The organism is Streptomyces sp. NPDC004435, assembly GCF_042873895.1.
In the GTDB taxonomy this organism is placed as follows: domain Bacteria; phylum Actinomycetota; class Actinomycetes; order Streptomycetales; family Streptomycetaceae; genus Streptomyces.
This window is the reverse complement of sequence record NZ_JBIAMB010000009.1, coordinates 219,109-238,182: the sequence shown is the minus strand read 5'-3', so window position 1 is coordinate 238,182 and position 19,074 is coordinate 219,109. Positions and strand designations below refer to the sequence as shown.

12 protein-coding genes are annotated in these 19,074 nt (G+C 74.9%); 6 read left to right on the top strand and 6 right to left on the bottom strand.

Annotation, left to right across the window (positions count from 1 at the left end):
- The first annotated feature begins 174 nt into the window (after window positions 1–174).
- From ACFYT9_RS18775 to meaB, 3 genes are read left to right on the top strand one after another with little or no spacing between them, the layout of a single operon-like run.
- The gene (locus tag ACFYT9_RS18775) at window positions 175–1,992 is read left to right on the top strand and encodes a methylmalonyl-CoA mutase family protein (RefSeq protein ID WP_389165132.1); all 1,818 of its coding nucleotides are present in this window, start codon (window positions 175–177) and stop codon (window positions 1,990–1,992) included.
- A complete protein-coding gene (scpA, locus tag ACFYT9_RS18770; protein WP_376599786.1) occupies window positions 1,992–4,166 on the top strand; it encodes a methylmalonyl-CoA mutase in 2,175 nt (724 codons plus the stop codon). Before ACFYT9_RS18775 ends, scpA begins: the two co-directional genes overlap by 1 nt.
- A gap of 3 nt (window positions 4,167–4,169) precedes the next feature.
- Entirely contained in the window at window positions 4,170–5,156 is a 987-nt protein-coding gene (meaB, locus tag ACFYT9_RS18765; protein WP_389165131.1) for a methylmalonyl Co-A mutase-associated GTPase MeaB, read from the top strand.
- Between the two features lie 63 nt (window positions 5,157–5,219).
- On the opposite strand, the gene ACFYT9_RS18760 is transcribed toward meaB, so the two are convergent.
- A complete protein-coding gene (locus ACFYT9_RS18760) occupies window positions 5,220–5,891 on the bottom strand; it encodes a TetR/AcrR family transcriptional regulator (protein WP_389165129.1) in 672 nt (223 codons plus the stop codon).
- A gap of 175 nt (window positions 5,892–6,066) precedes the next feature.
- Here ACFYT9_RS18760 and ACFYT9_RS18755 point away from each other — a divergent pair, with 175 nt between their 5' ends.
- Window positions 6,067–7,803, top strand: coding sequence for an amidase (locus tag ACFYT9_RS18755; RefSeq protein WP_389165128.1), 1,737 nt, complete (start codon window positions 6,067–6,069; stop codon window positions 7,801–7,803).
- A 55-nt stretch (window positions 7,804–7,858) separates the two neighbouring features.
- On the opposite strand, the gene alaS is transcribed toward ACFYT9_RS18755, so the two are convergent.
- The 5 genes from alaS to ACFYT9_RS18730 all read right to left on the bottom strand — a co-directional run bounded on the left by alaS (window position 7,859) and on the right by ACFYT9_RS18730 (window position 17,689).
- Window positions 7,859–10,504, bottom strand: coding sequence for an alanine--tRNA ligase (gene alaS, locus ACFYT9_RS18750; protein ID WP_389165127.1), 2,646 nt, complete (start codon window positions 10,502–10,504; stop codon window positions 7,859–7,861).
- Window positions 10,505–10,529: 25 nt separating this feature from the next.
- Window positions 10,530–11,099 carry a GNAT family N-acetyltransferase gene (locus ACFYT9_RS18745; RefSeq protein ID WP_389165125.1) on the bottom strand — a complete coding sequence of 190 codons (570 nt, stop codon included), beginning with the start codon at window positions 11,097–11,099 and terminating at the stop codon, window positions 10,530–10,532.
- Entirely contained in the window at window positions 11,099–12,187 is a 1,089-nt protein-coding gene (gene tsaD, locus ACFYT9_RS18740; protein ID WP_389165323.1) for a tRNA (adenosine(37)-N6)-threonylcarbamoyltransferase complex transferase subunit TsaD, read from the bottom strand. The genes ACFYT9_RS18745 and tsaD overlap by 1 nt, the downstream gene beginning before the upstream one ends.
- Before the next feature lie 128 nt (window positions 12,188–12,315).
- On the bottom strand, window positions 12,316–14,721 hold the full coding sequence (locus tag ACFYT9_RS18735; protein WP_389165124.1) for a SpoIIE family protein phosphatase: 2,406 nt from the start codon (window positions 14,719–14,721) through the stop codon (window positions 12,316–12,318).
- A gap of 280 nt (window positions 14,722–15,001) precedes the next feature.
- On the bottom strand, window positions 15,002–17,689 hold the full coding sequence (locus ACFYT9_RS18730) for an FAD/NAD(P)-binding protein (RefSeq protein WP_389165320.1): 2,688 nt from the start codon (window positions 17,687–17,689) through the stop codon (window positions 15,002–15,004).
- A 223-nt stretch (window positions 17,690–17,912) separates the two neighbouring features.
- Here ACFYT9_RS18730 and ACFYT9_RS18725 point away from each other — a divergent pair, with 223 nt between their 5' ends.
- Together ACFYT9_RS18725 and ACFYT9_RS18720 are read left to right on the top strand one after the other, a co-directional pair.
- Entirely contained in the window at window positions 17,913–18,374 is a 462-nt protein-coding gene (locus ACFYT9_RS18725; RefSeq protein ID WP_387279709.1) for an RrF2 family transcriptional regulator, read from the top strand.
- Window positions 18,375–18,415: 41 nt separating this feature from the next.
- The gene (locus tag ACFYT9_RS18720) at window positions 18,416–18,985 is read left to right on the top strand and encodes a SixA phosphatase family protein (RefSeq protein WP_389165123.1); all 570 of its coding nucleotides are present in this window, start codon (window positions 18,416–18,418) and stop codon (window positions 18,983–18,985) included.
- Window positions 18,986–19,074: the final 89 nt, after the last annotated feature.

Below are 19,074 nucleotides of genomic sequence, written 5' to 3'. Positions count from 1 at the left end.
CGACACCCGTCACCGGCGGGCAGGGCGGTGGTGGAGCGCCGAGGTGGGCCGTACCACCGCGGCGGTGTGGTCCGCATGCACGGTCGGTCGGCGCGATCAAGGGCGGTCCGGAGAGGTCAAGGTCACAGGTGATCACCCTGCTGCTCCTTTGTTCACCTGACCTAAGCTCCGCTCATGACTGTGCTGCCTGACGACGGCCTTTCCCTGGCCGCCGAGTTCCCCGCAGCGACCCGTGCGCAGTGGCAGCGTCTCGTGACCGGCGTGCTGAGCCGGTCGGGCAAGGACGTTCCCGCCACCGAGGCCGAGGACGCGCTGTCCGTCGCGCTCGAGGACGGCCTGCGGACCCGCCCGCTGTACACGGCCGCCGACGCCGCGCCCGACCCCGGCCTACCGGGCTTCCCTCCCTTCGTCCGGTCCGGGCGCGCCACGGGCAATGCCGTGGGCGGCTGGGACGTGCGCCAGCAGCACGCCGCCGCCGATCCCGAGGCCGTGCTGACCGACCTGGAGAACGGCGTCAGCTCGCTGTGGCTGACCGTGGGGCCGGGCGGGATCCCGGTCGACGATCTGGACCGGGTGCTGCGGGGCGTGTACCTCGACCTGGCTCCGGTCGTCCTGGACGCCGGGGCCGAGACGGCGGACGCCGCGCAGGAGCTGCTCGCCGTCTACGCCCGGCGCGGAGTGGCTCCCGAGGGGGCGCTGGGCAATCTCGGCGCCGACCCGCTCGGCACCGAGGCGCGCACCGGTTCCGCGTACGACGGTGACGGGTTCGCCGCCACCGTCGCCCTCGCGAGGCTGTGCGCCGAGTCGTACCCGGGGCTGCGGGCGCTGACCGTGGACGCCCTGCCGTACCACGATGCCGGCGGCTCGGCCACGCAGGAACTGGGCGCTTCCCTCGCCACCGGTGTCGCCTATCTGCGGGCGCTCACCGGCGGTGGCCTGAGCGTCGACCAGGCCCTGGGGCAGCTGGAGTTCCGGTACGCGGCGACGGCCGACCAGTTCCTCACCATCGCCAAGCTGCGCGCGGCGCGGCGCCTGTGGGCGCGGGTCGCGGAGGCGTGCGGCGCCCCTTCCGCCGGGGCGCAGGTCCAGCACGCGGTCACGTCCTCGGTGATGACGACGGCGCGGGATCCGTGGGTGAACATGCTTCGGGCGACGATCGCCACGCTCGCGGCGGGTGTCGGCGGCGCCGACGCGGTGACCGTCCACTCCTTCGACCACGCGCTCGGACTCCCGGACGCCTTCGCGCGCCGGATCGCCCGGAACACCTCCACCGTGCTCATCGAGGAGTCGCACCTGGCCCGGGTGATCGACCCGGCTGGCGGCTCCTGGTACGTGGAGTCGCTGACCGACGAACTCGCCGGTGCCGCCTGGGAGTTCTTCCAGGACATCGAGCGGTCCGGCGGACCGGCGGCCGGACTGCGCTCGGGCTGGATCGGGCAGCGGCTCGCCGCGACCTGGGCCGAGCGGTCCAAGGCGCTCGCCAAGCGCCGCGAACCGGTCACCGGTGTCAGCGAGTTCCCTCACCTCGCGGAGAAGCCGGTGGTGCGCGAGCCCGCGCCCGCCCGGCCCTCGGGCGGGCTGCCGCGGGTCCGCCGCGACGAGGCGTTCGAGGCGCTGCGCGCCCGGTCCGACGCCCATCTGGCCGCGACGGGTGCCCGGCCCCGGGTCTTCCTGGCCGCGCTCGGGCCGGCCGCGGCGCACACCGCCCGGCTGACCTTCGCCGCGAACCTCTTCCAGGCGGGCGGCATCGAGCCCGTCACCGACGGCTCCTTCGAGGACAGCGGGGCCGCCGAGGTCTGCCTGTGCTCCAGCGACGCCGTGTACGAGGAGCGCGCCGCCGAGGAGGCCGCCGCGTTCCGCGCCGCCGGGGCCGGGCACGTGGTGCTCGCCGGGCGCCCCGCCGCGTACCCGGGCGTCGACTCGTATGTCTTCGCCGGGTGCGACGCGGTCGCCGTCCTCTCCGCCACCCTCGACCGCATGGGAGTGTCCTGATGGGAATCCCCGACTTCACCGGGATCGACCTCGGATCCCCGTCCACGGCCGGCAGCCCCGAGGAGTGGCGCGCCGCGGTCAAGCGGGCCGCCGGCGGGGACGAACTGCTGTGGGAGACGCCCGAGGGCATCACGGTCAAGCCCCTGTACACCGGGAGCGACCTGGAGGACGTCGACTTCCTGGGGACGTACCCGGGCGTGGCGCCGTTCCTGCGCGGCCCCTATCCGACGATGTACGTCAACCAGCCCTGGACCATCCGCCAGTACGCGGGCTTCTCGACGGCCGAGGAGTCCAACGCCTTCTACCGGCGGAACCTCGCGGCCGGTCAGAAGGGCCTGTCGGTCGCCTTCGACCTGCCGACCCACCGCGGGTACGACAGCGACCACCCGCGGGTCACCGGTGACGTCGGCATGGCGGGCGTGGCGATCGACTCGATCTACGACATGCGGCAGCTGTTCGACGGGATCCCGCTGGACCGGATGTCGGTGTCGATGACGATGAACGGCGCGGTGCTGCCCGTCCTCGCCCTCTACATCGTGGCGGCGGAGGAGCAGGGCGTCTCCGCCGACAAGCTCGCCGGGACCATCCAGAACGACATCCTCAAGGAGTTCATGGTCCGCAACACCTACATCTACCCGCCGAAGCCGTCGATGCGGATCATCTCCGACATCTTCGCCTTCACCTCGCGGAACATGCCCCGCTACAACTCGATCTCCATCTCCGGCTACCACATCCAGGAGGCGGGGGCGACCGCCGACCTGGAGCTGGCCTACACCCTCGCGGACGGCGTCGAGTACATCCGCGCGGGCCGGGAGGCGGGCCTGGACGTGGACGCGTTCGCGCCGCGGCTCTCCTTCTTCTGGGCGATCGGCATGAACTTCTTCATGGAGATCGCCAAGCTGCGCGCGGCGCGTCTGCTGTGGGCGAAGCTGGTCAAGGAGTTCGACCCCCAGAACGCCAAGTCGCTGTCGCTGCGCACTCATTCGCAGACCTCCGGCTGGTCGCTGACCGCGCAGGACGTCTTCAACAACGTGACGCGCACGTGCGTGGAGGCGATGGCGGCGACGCAGGGCCACACCCAGTCGCTGCACACCAACGCGCTCGACGAGGCGCTCGCGCTGCCGACCGACTTCTCGGCCCGCATCGCGCGCAACACCCAGCTGCTCATCCAGCAGGAGTCGGGCACCACCCGGACCATCGACCCGTGGGGCGGCAGCGCCTACGTGGAGCGGCTGACGTACGACCTGGCGCGCCGGGCCTGGCAGCACATCCAGGAGGTCGAGGCGGCCGGCGGCATGGCGCAGGCGATCGACGCGGGCATCCCGAAGCTGCGCGTCGAGGAGGCCGCGGCCCGTACCCAGGCGCGGATCGACTCCGGCCGTCAGCCGGTCATCGGCGTGAACAAGTACCGCGTCGACGGCGACGAGCAGATCGAGGTCCTGAAGGTCGACAACTCGTCCGTGCGCGCCCAGCAGATCGAGAAGCTGCGGCGGCTGCGCGCGGAGCGCGACGAGCGGGTCTGCCAGGACGCGCTGGACGACCTCACCCGCGCGGCGGGCGGGGAGGGCAACCTCCTGGAGCTGGCCGTGCGCGCCGCTCGCGCGAAGGCCACCGTCGGCGAGATCTCGGACGCCCTGGAGAAGGTGTACGGCCGGCACTCCGGCCAGATCCGTACGATCTCCGGTGTGTACCGCAACGAAGCAGGTGAGTCCCCGAACGTGGAGTCCACCCGAGCCCTCGTCGGCTCCTTCGAGGAGGCCGAGGGCCGCCGTCCCCGCATCCTGGTCGCGAAGATGGGCCAGGACGGGCACGACCGCGGCCAGAAGGTGATCGCGACCGCCTTCGCCGACCTGGGCTTCGACGTCGACGTCGGCCCGCTGTTCCAGACCCCGGGCGAGGTGGCCCGGCAGGCCGTCGAGGCGGACGTCCACATCGTGGGTGTCTCGTCCCTGGCGGCCGGTCACCTCACGCTCGTCCCGGCGCTGCGGGACGAGCTGGCCGCCGAGGGCCGGGAGGACATCATGATCGTGGTCGGCGGGGTCATCCCGCCCCAGGACGTGCCGACGCTCCTGGAGATGGGCGCCGCCGCGGTCTTCCCGCCCGGCACGGTGATCCCGGACGCGGCCGCCGATCTGGTGCGGAGGCTCGCGGCCGACCTGGGACACGACCTGTAGCCCATGGCCATCGACCTCGACACGTACGAGAAGGGTGTACGGGAGGGGAAGCGCGCCCTCGTGGCGCGCGCCATCACCCTCGTGGAGTCCACCCGTCCCGATCACCGCGCGCTCGCCCAGGAGCTGCTGACCCGGCTGCTGCCGCACAGCGGCCGGGCGCGGCGGATCGGCATCAGCGGCGTGCCCGGCGTCGGCAAGTCGACCTTCATCGACGCCTTCGGCACGATGCTGACCGGCCTCGGGCACCGGGTGGCGGTCCTCGCCGTCGACCCCTCGTCCACCCGCACCGGGGGCTCGATCCTCGGCGACAAGACGCGGATGGAGCGGCTCGCCGTGGATCCGGCGGCGTTCGTGCGGCCGTCTCCCAGCGCGGGCACGCTCGGCGGGGTCGCCAAGGCGACCCGCGAGTCGATGGTGGTGATGGAGGCCGCCGGCTACGACGTCGTCCTGGTGGAGACGGTCGGCGTCGGGCAGTCCGAGACGGCCGTGGCGAACATGGTCGACACCTTCCTGCTGCTCACCCTGGCCCGCACGGGCGACCAGCTCCAGGGCATCAAGAAGGGCGTCCTGGAGCTGGCGGACGTGGTGGCGGTGAACAAGGCGGACGGTCCGCACGCGACCGACGCCCGGGCCGCCGCCCGCGAGCTCGCGGGCGCGCTGCGGCTGATGCACGGCCGCGAGGCGGTGTGGACGCCGCCGGTGCTGACGTGCAGCGCCCGGGAGTCCTCCGGTCTCGACGAGGTGTGGGAGCGCCTGGAGAACCACCGCTCGCTCCTCGACGCCGCCGGTCGCCTCGACGCCAGGCGCCGGGACCAGCAGGTCGACTGGGCCTGGTCGATGGTCCGCGACGAGCTGCTCGCCCGGCTCCACGCGGATCCGGCCGTCCGCGCCCTCACCCCGGACGTCGAGCGGCGGGTCCGCGACGGGGAGATCACCGCGACCCTGGCGGCGGAGCGCATCCTCGCCGCCTTCGGGGAACGCGCGGAGTGACGCTCCTCGCGACGGAGTGAAGGAAGGGCGCCGCCCGGTCGGACCGGGCGGCGCCCTTCGTCGTCAGTCCCGGCCTTCGAGGCGCAGTTCGCGGGCGAGGGCGGCCAGGGCGAACGCGTGGGGGGAGGTGTGCCGCCAGCGGGCGCGCCCGAACATGACGTCCTCGGAGAGTCCGCTCAGCATGGCCACGGCCCGGATGGTGAACTCGGGCAGGTCCACGTCGGCGAAGTGCCCGAGGTCCTGTCCCTCCCGGACGATGGCCTCCAGGCGTTCGTCCCAGCCGTCCAGCAGCTCGGTGAGGATCCGCCGGCCCGCTTCGTCGTGGCCCTGGGCGAGCACCTGCGTCCACAGCGCGTAGCGCTCGTCGCCCTGGTCGCGGGGCAGGTAGAAGCGGACGAAGAGGTCCAGCTTCTCGGCGGGGGACGCGGCCCGGTCGGCGGCCTGCCGGAAGCGGGCCCACAGGTCCGCCTGGCTCCAGGCCAGGACTTCGAGCAGGAGCCGGTCCTTCTTGCCGAAGTGGTAGAGGATGTGGCCGGTGCTCATGCCGGCCCGCTCGGCGATGTCCGACATCCTCAGGGCCGCCGTGCCCTTCTCGGCGATGACGCTGATGGCCGCCCGCATGGCCCGCGCCCGCGCCTCGTCCCCGCTGGGCTGACGTTTCCTGTCGGTCGGGACCCGCGCGGCGGGCCGTGAGGCGGTGCCCGGCTCGACGGGCCCGGTCTCTGACGTCGGCATGAGCGTTCACTTTCGGTGGCGGAGATCCGGGTCCCAAGTCTAGGTTCCGCATTTCTAGAGTCCTAGTCTAGACTGAAAATCAAGTCAGAGCGCTGGGGAGTGTGACGACCGCTGCCCGCGGTCGCCCCGACGGCCCCCGGCCCGCCTGCCCTACTCACCCCCAGGAGACCCCACCGTGACGCGCGGATTCGATGTCGTGGAGACCTGTATCGCCGACCTGCGCGCAGCGCTGGAGAAGGGCGAGACGACCGCCGTCGAGCTGCTCGACGCCTACCTCGCGCGGATCGACGCGTACGACCGGCCCGGTACGGCCACCGCCCTCAACGCGATGGTCGTGATGAACCCGCGCGCCCGCGCGGAGGCGGAGGCGTCGGACGCCCGGCGCGCCCGCGGCGAGACTCTGGGCCCGCTGGACGGCATCCCGTACACCGCCAAGGACAGCTACCTCGCCGAGGGGCTCACGGCCGCGTCCGGCTCCCCGGCCTTCGAGCACCTCGTCGCCCAGCGCGACGCCTTCGCCATCGAGCGGCTGCGCGCGGGCGGAGCGGTGCTCATCGGCCTCACCAACATGCCGCCGATGGCCAACGGCGGCATGCAGCGCGGCGTGTACGGCCGGGCGGAGAGCCCGTACAGCGCCGAGTGGCTCACCAGCGCCTACGGCTCCGGCTCCTCCAACGGCTCCGGTACGGCGACGGCCGCCTCCTTCGGCGCGTTCGGCCTCGGCGAGGAGACCTGGTCCTCGGGCCGCGCCCCCGCCTCGAACAACGCGCTGTGCGCCTACACCCCCAGCCGCGGCGTGATCTCGGTCCGCGGCAACTGGCCGCTCGTTCCCACCATGGACGTCGTGGTCCCGCACACCCGCACCATGGCCGACCTGCTCGAACTGCTCGACGTCATCGTCGCCGACGACCCGGACGCGCGCGGCGACCTGTGGCGCGCCCAGCCCTGGCTGACGCTGCCCCCGGCCTCGCAGGTGCGCCCCGCCTCCTACCCGGCCCTGGCCCCGGCCGGCGCCGAGAGCGCGGCCGCCGCGCTGGCCGGCAAGCGCGTCGGCGTGCCCCGCATGTACGTCAACGCCGACCCCGACGCCGGCACGAACCCCGACGGAGGCATCGGCGGCCAGACCGGGCAGCGCGTCGACACGCGCCCCTCGGTGATCGCCCTGTGGGAGGCGGCCCGCCGCGACCTGGAGACGGCCGGCGCCGAGGTCGTCGAGGTCGACTTCCCCGTGGTGTCGAACTACGAGTCCGACCGCCCCGGGGCGCCCTCGCTGCTCACCCGCGGACTGGTGAGCCGCGAGTACCTCGCCTTCGAGATCGAGGACCTGTCGGCCTGGGCCTGGGACGACTTCCTGCGCGCCAACGGCGACCCGGCGCTCTCCAGCCTGGCCGACGTCGACGGCGACCGGATCTGGCCCAAGCGGGAGGGCGAGCTGCCCGACCGGTACGAGGGCTTCGACGACACGATCGGCGCCTACCCCCGCTTCGTGCGCGAGCGCCCCTACGCGTCCCTCGCCGACATGCCGCTCCTGGAGGAGGGCCTGCGCGGCCTGGAGGAGACGCGCCGCGTCGACCTGGAGGCGTGGATGGACGGACTGGGTCTGGACGCGGTCGTCTTCCCCGCGGTGGCCGACGTGGGCCCCGCGGACATGGACGTGGACGTGGCCTCCGCGGACCTCGGGTGGCGCAACGGCGTCTGGGTCGCCAACGGCAATCTGGTCCCCCGCCACCTCGGCATCCCGACCGTGACGGTGCCCATGGGCACCATGGCGGACATCGGCATGCCCGTCGGGCTGACCTTCGCGGGCCGCGCCTACGACGACAACGCCCTGCTGACCCTCGCGGCGGCCTTCGAGCGGACCGGGAGCCGGCGCACGGTGCCGCCGCGCACGCCGCGCCTGTCGGCGCGGTGAGCTGACGGCACCGCGGGGAGGACGTGGACGGAGCCGCGCCCTCCCCGCGCCCGTCTCAGTTGCCGGCGATCACCCGGGGCAGTTCCGCCAGGGTGCCGGCGAGGCGCTCGGCGGAAAGTCCGCCGCCCTGCGCCAGCTCCGGGGAGCCGCCCCCGCGTCCGTCGAGGAGCCGCTTGACGAGGGCGGCCGCGTTCAGGCCCGTCCCGAGGGCGGCCTTGTTCAGCGCGACGACGACCACGCCCGCCGCGGTGCCGACGCCGACGGCGCCGGGGGCATCGGCGGGAAGGCGGTCGCGGACGGCGGTGGCCAGGGCCCGGGCCTCGTCGGCGCCGCCTTCGGCGGTGGCGGTGACGACCTGGACGCCGTTCACGTCGAGCGTGCTCGCGGCGAGTTCGGCGGCGCGGGCGGTGGTGGCCTGCTGCTTGAGGCGGGCGTTCTCCCGGTCGGCGGCCTTCAGGCGGTCAAGCAGGCCCGCGATCTTCTCGGGGAGCTCGGCGCGGGGCGCGCCCAGCTGCTCGGCGATGCGGGCCACGAGGTCGCGCTCGCGGGCCAGGTAGCCGAAGCCCTCGATGCCGACGGCGGCCTCCAGCCGGCGCATGCCCGCGCCGACCGAGGACTCCGAGGTCAGGGCGACGGTGCCGATCTGGGCGGCGTGCTCGACGTGGGTGCCGCCGCACAGCTCGCGCGACCAGGCCCCGCCGATCTCGACGACCCGGACCTTCTCCCCGTACGTCTCGTCGAAGAGGGCCAGCGCGCCCAGCTCCTTCGCCTCCGGCAGCGTCATCCAGTGGACGCCGACCGGCAGGTCGCGGCGCAGGGCCCGGTTGGCGGCCTCCTCCACCTCGGAGCGGACGGCCGGGGAGAGCGCGCCGCGCCAGGGGAAGTCGAGGCGGAGGTGGCCGGGCCGGTTGTAGGAGCCGGCCTGGAGGGCGGTGGGGCCGAGGACCTCCCGGAGCGCGGCGTGCAGGACGTGGGTGCCGGAGTGGGCCTGGCGGGCGCCGAGCCGCCACTCGGCGTCCACGGCCGCGTGGACCGTGTCGTCCACGGCCAGTTCGCCCGCCGTGATCCGCGCCTGGTGGACGACCAGGCCGGGCAGGGGCCGCTGGACGTCGACGACCTCGGCCTCCACGGAGGCGCCGGAGAGCAGGCCGGCGTCGCTGTCCTGGCCGCCGGACTCGGCGTAGAAGGGGGTGCGGTCCAGGACCACGGTGACGAGGTCACCGGTACGGGCGACCGGGACCGGTCCCTCGGCCCCGAGGAGCGCGAGGACCCGGGACTCGGTGGTGAGGGCGGACCACGCGCGCCAGTCCGTCGGCCCGTGCGCGTCGAGGACCGTGCGGAGGGCGGAGGTGTCGGCCGCGCCGCCGGACTTGCGGGCCCGGGCGTCGGCGCGGGCGCGCTCCCGCTGGGCGTTCATCAGAGCGGTGAAGCCGTCGCGGTCGACCTCCACGCCCTGTTCTGCGGCCATCTCCAGGGTGAGGTCGATGGGGAAGCCGTACGTGTCGTGGAGGAGGAACGCCTGGGCGCCGGGCAGCGAGCGCCCGCCCTCGTCCTTGACCTTGGCGACGGCGGTGTCCAGGACCGTGGTGCCCTGCCGGAGGGTGGCCCGGAAGGCGTCCTCCTCGCCGTACGCCTGGTCGGAGATCCGCGCGTACGCCTCCACGACCTCCGGATAGGAGGGGGCCATGCAGTCGCGGGCGACGGGCAGCAGCTCGGGGAGGGCCGGGTCGTGGAAGCCGAGCTGGCGCATGGAGCGGACGGAGCGGCGCAGGATGCGGCGCAGGACGTAGCCGCGGCCCTCGTTGCCGGGGGCGGTGCCGTCGGCGAGGAGCATGAGGGCGGTGCGGACGTGGTCGGCGACGACCCGGAGCCGTACGTCGGACTCCGCGTCGGCCCCGTACCGTACGCCGGCCAGGTCGGCGGCGCGGTCCAGGACGGGGCGGGTCTCGTCGATCTCGTACAGGTTGTCCTTGCCCTGGAGGAGGGTGGCCATCCGCTCCAGGCCCATGCCGGTGTCGATGTTGCGGCGGGGCAGTTCGCCGAGGATCGGGTAGCCGGACTTGCCGGGGCCCTCGCCGCGCTCGTACTGCATGAAGACGAGGTTCCAGAACTCCATGTACCGGTCCTCGTCGACGGCAGGCCCGCCCTCGCGCCCGAAGGCGGGGCCGCGGTCGTAGTACAGCTCGGAGCAGGGGCCGCAGGGGCCGGGGACGCCCATGGACCAGAAGTTGTCCTCGTCGCCGCGGGCCACGATCCGCTCGTCGGGCAGCCCGGCGACCGCGCGCCAGATGCCGCGGGACTCGGTGTCGGAGTGGTGGACGGTGACCCAGATCTTCTCCGGGTCGAGGCCGTAGCCGCCGTCCGCCTGCGGCTTCACGGACAGGTCCCAGGCGAAGGCGATGGCCTCCTCCTTGAAGTAGTCCCCGAAGGAGAAGTTGCCGTTCATCTGGAAGAAGGAGCCGTGCCGGGTGGTCTTGCCGACCTCCTCGATGTCGAGGGTCCGCACGCACTTCTGGACGCTTGTCGCCCGCTCCCACGGCGGGGCGGCCTCGCCGGTGAAGTAGGGCTTGAACGGCACCATGCCCGCGTTGACGAACAGCAGCGTCGGGTCGGGCGTGGGCAGGGGCGCGCTCGGGACGACGGTGTGGCCCCGGGCCGCGAAGTGGTCGAGGAAGCGCTGTCGGATGTCGGCGGTACGCAAGGGTCTCACTGCTCCGGTGAAGAGGTCATAGGGGGCGAGGGGCGGCTGTGCGGGCCGGGTGTCGGGGGCCGAGGAAGGCGGCGTGGCCGGCTCCCCCGGGTGCGGGGTGGGTGGCCTGGGTCCAGCCCTCCCGCTCGTAGAAGGCGACGGCGGTGCGGGCGGCGACGGAGGTCAGCAGCCAGCAGCGGCCGTCGGCGCGGTCGGCGGTGACCGCGTCCAGGAGCCGGGCGCCGAGCCCGGCGCCCCGGGCGCGGGTCGCGACGGCGAGTTCGTCGACCTCGCGGGCGCCGCTCAGCCACGCGGCCGTCCGGGCCTCGCCCAGGGCCACCGCTATGGACGGGTGGCAGCGGTCGGCGGGGAAGGGGTCCGGGGTGTTCCAGGCCGTGGCCCAGCCGAGGACCGTGTCCCCCTCGGCCGCGAGGGCGGCGGTGAAGCCGGGCCGTGCCACGTCCCGGGCGAGCCGCTCCAGGTAGCGCTCGGCGCGGTCGGGCCCCTCCCGCCAGGGCGGGCCGCCGAACGCGTCGGCGTACACCGCGCGCACCCCGTCGGTACGGGCGAGGAGGCGGCCGCCGGAGACCCGCTCGACGGTGGGCATCAGGCCGCTCTGGCCCGGGTCGGCGGCAACGGGGTGAGGGAGGCGTACTCCAGGGGCGCCGACGGGTCGATCGACACGTCCAGCGGGGCGGGTTCGGCACCGGCCCGTACGAGGAGGTCGCCGACGGCCGCGATCATGGCGCCGTTGTCGGTGCAGAGCGTCATCGGCGGGACGCGCAGCTCGACGCCGGCGGCGGCGCACCGCTGCTCGGCCAGCGCCCGGACGCGGGAGTTCGCGGCGACGCCGCCGACCACGATCAGCGTCCTCACGTCGTACGCCGCGCAGGCCGCGAGCGCCTTGCGGGTGAGCACGTCGGCGACGGCCTCCTGGAGGGCCGCGGCCCCGTCCGCGACGGGCAGGTCGACGCCCTGGGCCCGGTGCTTCTCGACCCAGCGGGCGGCGGCCGTCTTGAGCCCGGAGAAGGAGAAGGCGTACGGGTCGTCGCCGGGGCGCGTGAGGGGCCGGGGGAAGTCCACGGCGCGCGGGTCGCCGTCCCGGGCGGCCCGGTCGATGGCCGGCCCGCCGGGGTAGGACAGGCCCATGATGCGGGCGACCTTGTCGAAGCACTCCCCCGCCGCGTCGTCGAGGGTGTCGCCCAGGTGCAGGATCGGCTCGCGCGCCAGGTCCCTGACGAGCAGCAGGGAGGTGTGGCCGCCGGAGACGATCAGGACGACGCAGGGGCTGGGCAGCGGTCCGTGCTCCAGGGTGTCGGCGGCGACGTGCCCGGCGAGGTGGTGCACCCCGTAGAGCGGCACCCCGGCCGCGTAGGCGAGGGACTTCGCCCCGGCGAGGCCGACCTGGAGGGCTCCGGACAGGCCGGGTCCCGTGGTGACGGCGACGGCGTCGATCTGCCCCAGCCGCAGGCCCGCGCGGTCGAGCGCCTCGCGGACGACCGGGGTGAACGACTGGAGGTGGGCGCGGGCCGCGATCTCGGGCACCACCCCGCCGAAGAGCGCGTGCTCGTCCATGCTCGACGCCACGACGTGCGCGAGGAGTCTCCCGTCGCGCACGATCCCCGCGCCGGTCTCGTCGCACGACGACTCGATTCCCAGGACGATCGGTCCGGCCACAGCACTCCTCCTGCACATCATTGCTACTTGCAATATATGTGCAACAAGGTCCCGGCATCCCCGGGGCCGTCCCGTGACGGTCCCGTCCGGGCAGGCGGGCAGGACGTCCTCCCGGACACCCCCGCGGAGGCGGGGCCGGGACCCGGTCAGTGCGGGGGCACCGCCTGCTCGGCCCAGATCGTCTTGCCCCGCTCGCCGTACCGGCAGCCCCACCGGGACGCGGGCTGGGCGATCAGGAAGAGGCCCCGGCCGCCCTCGTCGGTGATCAGGGCGCGCCGCAGCCTCGGCTGCGTGTTGCTGGGGTCGGAGACCTCGCACACCAGGGACCGGCCCCGGATCAGCCGGAGGCCGACCGGGCCGCCCGCGTACCGGATGGCGTTGGTGACCAGCTCGCTCACGATGAGCTCGGTCGAGAACATCAGCTCGTCCAGTCCCCAGGCCGCCAGCCGGGCGTTGGCGTCGTGACGCGCGTCGTGCACGGCCGCCGGGTCGACCGGGTACTCCCAGTGGGCGGTGTCCGCGTCGGACACCGCCCGCGTGCGGGCGAGGAGCAGGGTGACGTCGTCGGCCGGGCGCTGCTGGTGCGGGTGGCAGGCCATCAGATCGGCGCCCATCGCCTCCAGGGACCGGTCGGCGCCGTGGAACCGCCGCAGGTTCCGCAGGAGTTCCTCGCTGCCCCGGGTGATGTCGTGGTCGTAGTCCACCAGGCCGTCGGTGTAGAGGGCGAGGACGCTGCCGGGCTCCAGCGTGACCTCGGAGATCTCGAAGGGGTTGTCGCCCACGCCGAGCGGGGGCCCTGGGACGACGGGGACGAAGTCCGCGCCGCCGTCGGGGCGGAGAACGGCGGGGGCGGGATGCCCGGCGGAGGCCATCCGGCAGACCCGGGTGACCGGATCGTAGACGGCGAAGAGGCAGGACGCGCCGACGGCGTCCGGCTGCTCCGACTCGGCCTGCATGCGCTGCACGAGGTCGTCGAGGTGGATGAGGAGCTCGTCCGGCGGCAGGTCGAGGTCCGCGAGGGTCTGGACCGCCGTACGGAGCCGGGCCATGGTCGCCGTGGCCTGGAGGCCGTGCCCGATGACGTCGCCGACGACGAGGCCGATGCGCATCGACGACAGGGGCAGGGCGTCGAACCAGTCGCCGCCGACGCTGAGGGTCCCGCTGGCCGGCAGGTAGATCCCGGACGTCTCGGCCGCCTGGCTCTCGGTCACGGCCGGCGGCAGCAGACTGCGCTGGAGGACGAGGGCGGTGCGGTGCTCGCGGGTGTAGCGGTGCGCGTTGTCCAGCGCCATGGCGGTCCGGTCGCACAGGTCCTGGAGGAGCCTGATCTCCGGCTCCCCGAACGGCTCGGGGGTCGTGGTGCGCCACACGAGCACGTACCCGAAGAGTCTCGACCGGTGGTACAGCGGGCAGCCGAGCGCGCTGTGCATGCCTTCGGGCATCATGCGGGCGGTGATCGCGGGATCGTCGCCCAGCATCACCCGGGCGGTCTTGGCGTCCGCCGCGATGACACCGGCGACGGCCGCGTCCGTGCTCTCCGGCGGCGCCTCGGGCACCGGCTCCCCCTGCTGCACCAGGGCCTCGGGCCACACGCCGTCGGCGGACTTGACCGCCACCCGGCGCGGGTTCGACGCTTCGTGGCCCGGGAATCCGGGGCCGGGATCGCGCCCCTGCAGCACGTCGTCGGGGAAGTCGACGCACGCCAGGTCGCCGAGGGCCGGGACCAGGAGGTCGACCAGGTCACGCGCCGCGCGCACGACGTCGAGCGACTCGCCGATCTCGAACGCCCTGCGGTACGCGTCGGTGAGACGGTGCTGGGCGCGCAGCCGCGCGGCGGGCTCGGTCGTCACGACGGCGACCCCGCGGCGGGTGCCGTCCTCGTCGTCCAGGGGGAAGCACGCCAGGCTCAGGACCGGCTCGGCGCCGGCCTTCCCGCTCCGGAAGTCGGCGCCGACGACGGGCGTCCCGGTGGTCGCGACCTGGTGCAGGATCTCCCGTACGGTCCGGTCGCCGTCCGCGTCGGTGAGGTCGTACAGCCAGTCCGCGCCCGCGCCCGCCGGGCGGTGCGCGTGCAGGGCCGCGTTGCTCCGCGTCATCCGGAGCTCGGGGTCGAACTCGGCGACGCCGAGCCGCCCCTGGCCGAGCAGCGAGCGCGCCAGGGCCCGGTCCGCGTCCGGGTTCGCATCCGGGACGGCGTCGGGGTCCCGGGCCGGGACACGGTCCCGGGTGGCCGCCGGTCCCCGGACCACGAGCAGGCTCGCGCCGTCCGCGGCTCCGGGGAGCAGGGCGATGTCGGCCACGGCTCCGGCTCCGACGCCGGCGGGGCCCAGGCGTACGCGGTGGACCGTGGCAGCGGGTCCGGGCTCGGTCGCGGGGAGCGACACGCCCAGGACCTCCTCGACGGGGCGTCCGTCGATCTCCCTCGCGGGCCGCCCCAGCAGCACCTCGGCCGCGAGCGAGCACCACGTGACCCGACCACGCGCGTCGAGGAGAAGGGCTGCCAGCCCTTCGAGTCCGCTGCTCGGGGCCCGGTCCCGCTCCGAGGGACTCACGTCGTACCTCCCTCACCGGGACAGGGGCGGCGCCCCCACGGGGACGGTCCTTCCTCCAGGATGCGCCTGTCCGGCGCCCCGGGCACGCACACCCCCGCCGAACGGGTGGCGGGCGCCGCGCACCGCCCGGAGCCGGCCCCGCGCCATCCGCGGCGGGGCCTCACGGCTCGCCCCTGGTGCGAACCACCGCGCCGCCGGCGTCGGGACGGCCGGCGACGGCGGCGGTGGGTCGGTCCTGCCCGGGTCGGCGGGCCAGTCCGGATCAGCGGGTCTGTCCCGGTCAGCGGGCCAGTCCGGCCAGCCTCCGGCGGTCGAGCGGGGAGGCGCGGCGGTCCAGGCGCTGTTCGAGGAGGTGGCGGGCGGTGTCGCGGTGACCGGCCTCGACCAGCGCGTACAGCAGGGTCTCCTCGACGACCTCGCGCTGTGCCGCGCTGCCTCCGACGCGGCGCAGCGAGGGCAGCAGTCCGCGCAGTTCCCGTACCGCGAGGGCCCACTCCTCCTCCACGACCGCTTCCAGGGCGGTGCACAGCGGGGCGACGACCTCCCGCTGCACAGGGTCCGCACCGGCCGCGTGGGTGCGCAGGCGGCGGAGGGCGGGGAGGTCGCCGGCGGCGGCGAGGGCGAGGGCGCCGTGCAGCGCCGTGAAGGCGGTCGAGGGGCGTTCGACCAGCTCGCGGGCGACCGCGTCGAGCACGCCGTCGACGGGGACGCGACCGGTCCAGTTGCGCGACATGCGGGCCCGCCACAGCAGGGAGCCGGAGTCGACGAGCGCCCGCACCCCGTTCACCTGGCCGGGGGCGAGCTGGGCGAACCAGCGGCGGCGGACCGCCGCCGAGTCGTCGAGGGCCAGTTCGTGGAGGGCCACGTGCCAGGAGAAGTGCGCCCGGTGGACGGCTCCCCTGCCGTGGCCGCCGATCCAGCCGTCGAGCCATTCCCGGCCGGCACGGTGCTCGCCGGACTCGTAGTGGACGTGGGCGAGGGCGTGCACCGCGTGGCCGGAGGCGGGCTGCGCGGCGAGCGCGGCCCCGGCCAGCTCGCCGGCCTCCTCGATCCGTCCCTGCTCCTGCCGTACGAAGGAGAGGAGCGAGGTGTGGAACCAGTGGCCCTCGAAGGCGGGCGCGGTCCGCTCCACCAGTCCGAGGGCCAGGGTGCCGTCGAGGTCCGTGACGCCGGAGAAGGCGATGGTGGGGACGGCGATGCCGAGCGCGAACGCGTCGGCGGGGAAGCGGCCGAGGTGGTCGACGAGCGCCGTGTCACCGTCGCCCGCGCCGAGGCCCCCGGCACCCGCGTGGCCCTCGTGCTCCCTGATGCGACGCGTGACGACGTCCACGAACGACCGCTCCCGATCGTCGCCGCGTTCCCGCACGCTGCGCTGGGCGTCCGCCAGCGCGCGGGCGACGTCGACGTCCGCTCCGCACTCGTGACCGAGCAGGGCGAGTGCGGCGTGCCCGAGGGCGAACCCGGGATCCAGCTCGGTGGCGCGTGCGAAGGACTCGGCCGCCTTCGCCCGTACGGTGATCACCCGGGCGAGTCCGCAGCGGAAGGACGCGGCCGCCGCCGCGTGGGTGGACAGCGGCAGCCCGAACTGGTCGGTGGGCCGGCGGCGTACCGCCCGAGGCGCGCCGGCCAGGGGGGCGAGCACGGCCTCGGCGACCTCCTTGGCCTGGCTCCGGATCTCGGGGATCGCGGTCGTCTCCCACAGCTCGCCCCGGCGCGGCGCGCCCAGGGTGAACAGCGGCCGGTCCAGACCCCCTCGGGCGTCGCGCAGCCTGCCGCCGTCGGTCGACACGCCGATGCCCAGCGGACCGGGTACGGCGAGGCCCTCGGAGAGCAGCCCGCTCCACAGCGGGTCACCGCCGCCGTCGGCGCGCAGCCCCGGCCCCGTACAGTCCACGACCCAGGCCACGCGCAGTTCGCGCCCGTCGGCGAGGGAGACGGTCGGGCCGCCGTCGCCGCGGAGAGCCACGGAGGCGACCCGGCCGGCGTGGACGCGGAGCCTGCGCGCGGCGCGTGCCCGGGCGACGGTCTCGGCGGTGGAGGGGGCCATCCGGTGCCGGTGCACGTTCCACGGTGTGGCGTCGCGGCCGAGGAACTCCGCCCGCTCGTCGTCGGTGAGGCCCTGCCAGAGCCGGGCGATCTCGGGCCGCAGCCCGTCGAACGCGGGCCGCCAGTCGCCGTGGACGCGGCGCGTGGCGGCGAAGTGGCGCGCCAGCTCCCTGCGGAGGCGGGGGAACGGGAGGGCGTCGAGGCCTGGGGGCGGGGGGACCGGGGGCAGCGGGGCGACCGCGTGCGGCCGGGGAAGCAGCCCGCCGCGCGACACGGCGTGGACCGTGCGGCCGGGGCGGTCGAGGACGAGCGCGAGATCGACGGCGGTGAGTCCGGTGCCGACGAGGAGGACGTCGTCCGCCGCGCCGACGGCGTCGAGCGCGCCGGGCGCCCAGGGGTCGGGGACGAAGCGGTCGGAGGCGACCAGCTCCGCCGGGGCCCACGCCGCCCGGCCCGCCGCGGGCCCGGTGGCGAGGACCACGGTGTCCGCCGTCACCGTGCCGCCGTCGGCGAGCCGGAGATCGAGACGCCCTCCGGCCGCGTCCGCGCACCCCACGGCCCGGGTGCGCAGCCGCCGTACGCGCACGGCGCCGTGCGCCGTGATGATGGCCCGGCCGAGCGTGTCGGCGAGATAGGAGCCGTAGCGGTACCGGGAGGCGAAGTCCGCCGCGGTGACGGTGGGTTCGCCGTGCCGGCAGAGCCAGCGCCGGAAGTGGCCCGGGTCGTCCGGGTAGCAGCTCATGCCGCCGACGGGCACGTTGAGCCGGTGCTCGGGGACCTCGGTGGCGTACGCGGTGCCACGGCCCGCCTCCGGCGCGGGGTCGACGAGGACCAGGTCGAGCGGGACCCGCCGCCGGGCGGCTCCTTCGCACAGCTGGACGGCGACGAGCGCACCGGCCGCGCCCGCGCCGACGACGGCCACGGTGGGGCGGGGACGGGTGGGCGCGACGGACGGCGAGGGCGGGACGGGGACCACGGAGACCTCCAGCCAGGGACGGGTACCGCACGAGAATGTTCACTATGTCGATGAACAAAGTGGAGTGGCAACGCCGCTTCCGGACAACAACGCCGCCGCGGCACACGGTTGACGGCCCGGAAGCACCTCGGCCTGCCGGGCGCGCCGCTCCTCGTGAGACATTGGGTCCGTGAGGATCTCTGCACGAACGGACTACGCCATCCGGGCCATGGCCGAGCTGGCCGGCTCGGCGGACCGGCCCCTCAAGGCCGAGGACATCGCGGGACGCCAGGACATCCCCGTCCGCTTCCTCTTCGCCGTGCTGAGCGACCTGAGGCAGGCGCGTCTGGTGCGCGGCGTGCGCGGCCCCGACGGGGGTTACTCCCTCACCAGGCCGCCGGCGGAGATCACCCTCGCCGACGTCGTGCGCGCGATGGACGGGCCGCTCGTCAGCGTGCGGGACCTGAAGCTGACGGGTCTTGAGTACCAGGGCGCGGCGGCTCCCCTCCCCGACGTGTGGCGTGCCGTACGGACGAGTCTGCGCCAGGTCCTGGAGAGCACGACGCTCGCGCACCTGGCGTCGGGAGCGCTGCCCGAGCCCGTAAGGGAACGGGCCCGCGAGTACGACGACGACGTGCGGACCTACCCGTAGCCTCCATGGTCGTGGGGCGACCCGGCCCGTACGCTCAAGGCGTGCCGTCCCCCACCGAGACTCCCGAGCTCGCCGGATCCGCCGCCGGCCGCCCGCGCCGCCTGGTCGTCCTGCGGCACGCCAAGAGCGCCTGGCCGGACGGCGTCGCCGACCCGGACCGGCCCCTCGGCCCGCGCGGGCTGCGGGACGCCCCGGCGGCCGGGCGCTTCCTGGCGGGGAGCGGCCCCCTGCCCGACCTGGCGCTGTGCTCCCCGGCCCGGCGCGCCCGCCGGACCTGGGAGCTGGTCGCCGCCGAGTTCGACGGCCCGGTGCCGACCCGTCACGACGCGCGGTTGTACGGGGCGGACGTCCCGGACCTGCTCGACGTCCTGCGCGAAGTACACGACGAGGTGGTGACCCTGCTCCTGGTCGGGCACAACCCCGGCCTCGAAGAGCTGGTCCTGCGGCTCGCGGGCAGCGCGGCCGGGGACGCCCTGGACCGGGTACGGACCAAGTTCCCGACCTCGGCCGTCGCCGTCCTGACCTGGTCCGGTACCTGGCCGGACCTCAGCCCCGGCGTGGCGTTCCTGGCGGACCTGACGGTCCCCCGGGGAGCCCGCGACCCGCGCTGAGCGAGGCACAGGTCCCCGCGTCACCGCTCCCCCGCCCCTCGCCCCTCGCTCTCCGAGGTCACCGCGCCGTCCCTCACTCCCCCTGGCCG

Excerpts from the sequence above, each read along its gene's own strand:
- scpA (WP_376599786.1), top strand. The coding sequence starts at position 1,992 with ATGGGAATCCCCGACTTCACCGGGATCGACCTCGGATCCCCGTCCACG.
- ACFYT9_RS18775 (WP_389165132.1), top strand. The coding sequence starts at position 175 with ATGACTGTGCTGCCTGACGACGGCCTTTCCCTGGCCGCCGAGTTCCCC.
- tsaD (WP_389165323.1), bottom strand. The coding sequence starts at position 12,187 with ATGTGCAGGAGGAGTGCTGTGGCCGGACCGATCGTCCTGGGAATCGAG.
- ACFYT9_RS18760 (WP_389165129.1), bottom strand. The coding sequence starts at position 5,891 with ATGCCGACGTCAGAGACCGGGCCCGTCGAGCCGGGCACCGCCTCACGG.
- ACFYT9_RS18745 (WP_389165125.1), bottom strand. The coding sequence starts at position 11,099 with ATGCCCACCGTCGAGCGGGTCTCCGGCGGCCGCCTCCTCGCCCGTACC.
- meaB (WP_389165131.1), top strand. The coding sequence starts at position 4,170 with ATGGCCATCGACCTCGACACGTACGAGAAGGGTGTACGGGAGGGGAAG.